Origin of the sequence: Flavobacterium sp., from assembly GCF_044376915.1 — a bacterium.
In the GTDB taxonomy this organism is placed as follows: Bacteria; Bacteroidota; Bacteroidia; order Flavobacteriales; family Flavobacteriaceae; genus Flavobacterium.
This window is the reverse complement of record NZ_JBILKB010000124.1, coordinates 1-3,746: the sequence shown is the minus strand read 5'-3', so window position 1 is coordinate 3,746 and position 3,746 is coordinate 1. Positions and strand designations below refer to the sequence as shown.

Genomic DNA, 3,746 nt, shown 5'->3' with positions numbered 1-3,746 from the left:
TCATTTAAAATTAGAGGCTATGTTCAAGCGCGTTACAACAGACTATTTGAAACTAATCCCGATCTAGGATGTGAGCAGTGTGACCGATCTTGGGGAGATGAAGGAGGTTTTTTCTTAAGACGGATTCGAATTATATTTTTTGGACAAATTTATAAGAATGTTTATTTTTATATTCAACCCGATTTTGCAAGTTCTGCTAGTAGCACAGGTCTAAATTTTGCTCAGATAAGAGATGCATACTTTGATATAGGTTTTGATGCTAAAAACGAATTTAGAGTAAGAATTGGTCAAAGTAAAATTCCTTATGGATTTGAAAATATGCAATCTAGTCAGAATAGAATTCCTTTAGATCGTGCTGATGCATTAAATAGTGCTGTTACAAACGAGCGCGATATGGGTGTTTTCTTTTACTGGGCTCCTGACAAGATAAGAAAAAAATTCTCTACATTAGTAAGAGACAATTACAAAGGAAGTGGAGATTATGGTGTTTTTGCATTGGGTGCATACAACGGACAAACTGCAAATAGACCTGAATTGAACAACAATTTACATGTAGTTGCAAGAGCTTCCTACCCATTCGAGATTGGTAACCAAATAATTGAACCCGGAATACAAGCCTACACGGGTCGATATGAATTACCGACTTCTTTAAAAAATGGAGGTGTTACTACAACTCATGATTTAAATTATTTAGATCAAAGAGCAGCTGTTTCGTTTATTTTATATCCAAAACCCTTTGGAATTCAAGCCGAATATAATATAGGTAAAGGACCCGAATTTAATAAACACACTGAAACCATTGAGACCAAAAGCTTAGAAGGTGGCTATGCCACTTTTTCTTATCGAATTGAACATAAAGAACAAATTATTTTTCCATTTACCAGATATCAATATTACAGAGGTGGAAAAAAACACGAAATGGATGCTAGAAGTTATGATGTAAATGAACTAGAAGTTGGTTTTGAATGGCAGTTTAGCAAAAACTTTGAATTAGTAGCAACCTATACAATATCTAATAGACGCTATGAAGATTTCATTCTTCAAAACAATGATCAACAAGGAAGCTTATTGCGTTTGCAAGCACAAATAAATTTCTAGTTTTTATACGTATTCTATTTTCAGAGTTCATTGTGAATACAGTGAACTCTTTTATTTTATTACATTTGCAAAAAAAATCAACATGTCAAATCAATACATAGGCTATAATTTTACCATTAGCCCTTTAGCATTAGGAAGTGAAATTTTAATCGCCGAATTGGGAGAAAAAGCCTTCGAGAGTTTTATTGAAACCGAAACGGGTATTTCAGCCTATGTCCAAAAAGAGTTGTGGAGTGACGCTATTTTGGAAGACATCCAAATATTAGAAAATCCAGAATTTACAATTTCCTATACTTTCGAAGAAATCGAACAAGTGAATTGGAATGAAGAATGGGAAAAGAACTTCGAACCCATTGAAGTCGATGGAAAATGCCATGTAAGAGCGCCTTTTCACGAAAAAACTTCGGCTGAATTTGATATTGTTATTGAACCCAAAATGAGTTTTGGAACAGGTCATCATGAAACGACACACATGATGATTCAACACATTCTTGAAACAGACTTTACAAATAAAAAAACCTTGGACATGGGTTGCGGGACGGCCATCTTAGCCATCTTAGCCGAAATGAAAGGTGCTCAACCAATTGATGCTATTGATATTGACAATTGGTGTTACTTAAATTCTATCGAGAATGCAGAACGCAATAACTGCAACCATATTTCGGTATATGAAGGGGATGCGGCTTTATTAGCAGGGAAAAAATACGACATTATCATTGCGAATATCAACCGAAATATTTTATTGAATGACATGCAATCTTATGTAGATTGCTTAAACGATAACGGAGTGTTATTTCTAAGTGGTTTTTATACTGAGGATATTCCCTTTATTTCCGAAAGTTGCCTTTCTAAAGGATTACAGTATATTAAGCAATTTGAACGCAATAATTGGGTCGCCTTAAAATTTACAAAATAGAAATTGGTGATTTTCTCAATTAATTTTATTTTTGTTCCATCAATTCCAAACTAAAATGAGTACCATAGAAAAAATACAAGAAGAGGTTTTAGTAGAAGAGGCTGTTGGCACCAACAATGAAATTGTATTGCACAATGACGATGTAAATACGTTTGATCATGTCATAGAAACATTAATTAGAGTGTGCAAACACGATGCGTTACAAGCCGAACAATGTGCCTTATTAGTACACTATAAAGGAAAATGCACCGTCAAAACAGGAACACTTGAAGAATTAAAACCACAGTGCACGGCACTATTAGATGCCGGTTTAAGCGCTGAAATTATATAAAAAAAGTCCCGATAAATTCGGGACTTTTTTTTTAGTTCATTTTTCCAATAGCACAACTTACATACGATTTTGCTTTGGAACCTAAAGTATTTGCTGTTCCGTCTTCGGGATACCCCAAAACTTTTAATTTATCCTTCACCAATTGAACGGTTTCAGGTGTATCGCAATCAAATGCAACCGAGCTCTCATCAACAGTTACCAAAACATTAGAAACATGGTCTATCGCCGCGATATTTTTAGTTATCGTATTGGCACATCCCCCGCATTTAAGATTTTGTACATATAGTATAGTATTCATAATCAAGTATTTAAATTGATGTAAATGTACGCAACATCTGCAAACTAAAATGTAACTTATGTTACTTTAACGAAACTTTAATGCGGTAAATAGTCTTTTAATAAACCATAAATATAGGTCCCTAACAAAGCCCCAATAAAAACCACCACAATGGCATAGGTTCCGGTTCCTAATAAAATGTAAATGGGTCCGGGACAACATCCTACTAATGCCCAACCCAATCCAAATATAGTTCCTCCAATAATATAACGCCAAAAACCGCGCTCTTTATCGATTATAGTGATGGGGAAACCGTTAAAGTCTTTGAGTTTGTACTTTTTGACGATTTGTAAACCCAATATACCAGTAAATAGTGCAGTCCCAATAATACCATACATGTGAAACGATTGGAAGTGGAACATTTCATAAATTCGGTACCAAGAAACGGCTTCGGCTTTTGTAAGTACAATCCCGAAAAAAATTCCTGTAAGAAAAAATCGTGCTAATTTCATAATGTGACTATTTTAAAATGATGGGCAATAAAAAATGGGCCATGAGTAAGCCTCCAATAAAAAATCCGATAACTGCTACAAGTGATGGCAATTGCAAATTACTCAATCCAGCAATGGCATGTCCTGAAGTGCATCCGCCTGCATAGCGGGTTCCAAAACCAATCAACAAGCCACCAAGCAATAAGATCGTAAAACCTTTAGGGGTTTGCATGGTTTCGATACTGAACAGCGCATCAGGAAGTAATTTTCCGTCTGGGGCGTCAATACCGAGGGTTTGCAATGAGGCAATGGTGTCGGGATGTATTTGAACGCCACTCCCATTAGACAAAAATTGATAGGCAATAAAACCACCAACAAAAGCTCCTAATACAACCGCCAAACTCCACTTTTGTTCGCGCCAATCTAATTTAAAGAAATCACTAAACTTTCCTGCACCTGCCATTGAACACATGGTTCGTAGATTTGATGACATTCCAAAAGTCTTCCCAAAATAGGTTAATACCAACATGGTTACTCCGATTAAAAAACCTGAAATAGACCAATGCCATGTTCCATAAATTATTTCCATATTTTTTTGCAAATTTGTACAAAAATAGAAATTAAGATTGGTTT

Annotated in this window: 6 protein-coding genes; 3 read left to right on the top strand and 3 right to left on the bottom strand. The window is 35.2% G+C overall.

Going from position 1 to position 3,746, the window contains the following annotated elements:
* From ACIQ6Z_RS09520 to ACIQ6Z_RS09510, 3 genes are all read left to right on the top strand, one after another.
* Nucleotides 1–1,098 (top strand): porin (locus ACIQ6Z_RS09520; RefSeq protein ID WP_396210647.1); only part of this gene is annotated, 1,098 nt, incomplete at its 5' end.
* Between the two features lie 82 nt (nt 1,099–1,180).
* Nucleotides 1,181–2,014 (top strand): 50S ribosomal protein L11 methyltransferase, encoded by an 834-nt coding sequence (gene prmA / locus ACIQ6Z_RS09515; RefSeq protein WP_396210646.1) that lies wholly within the window; start codon nt 1,181–1,183, stop codon nt 2,012–2,014.
* 55 nt (nt 2,015–2,069) lie between these two features.
* Nucleotides 2,070–2,345 (top strand): ATP-dependent Clp protease adaptor ClpS, encoded by a 276-nt coding sequence (locus ACIQ6Z_RS09510; RefSeq protein ID WP_396210645.1) that lies wholly within the window; start codon nt 2,070–2,072, stop codon nt 2,343–2,345.
* A gap of 31 nt (nt 2,346–2,376) precedes the next feature.
* Here the strand turns inward: ACIQ6Z_RS09510 and ACIQ6Z_RS09505 are convergent, their stop codons facing one another.
* The 3 genes from ACIQ6Z_RS09505 to ACIQ6Z_RS09495 form a co-directional block, all read right to left on the bottom strand.
* Nucleotides 2,377–2,643 (bottom strand): heavy-metal-associated domain-containing protein, encoded by a 267-nt coding sequence (locus tag ACIQ6Z_RS09505; RefSeq protein WP_396210644.1) that lies wholly within the window; start codon nt 2,641–2,643, stop codon nt 2,377–2,379.
* 77 nt (nt 2,644–2,720) lie between these two features.
* Nucleotides 2,721–3,134, bottom strand: coding sequence for a DUF6691 family protein (locus ACIQ6Z_RS09500; protein ID WP_396210643.1), 414 nt, complete (start codon nt 3,132–3,134; stop codon nt 2,721–2,723).
* A gap of 7 nt (nt 3,135–3,141) precedes the next feature.
* Nucleotides 3,142–3,702: a YeeE/YedE family protein gene (locus ACIQ6Z_RS09495; RefSeq protein WP_396196075.1), complete on the bottom strand. Its 561-nt coding sequence runs from the start codon at nt 3,700–3,702 to the stop codon at nt 3,142–3,144.
* Nucleotides 3,703–3,746 lie beyond the last annotated feature (44 nt).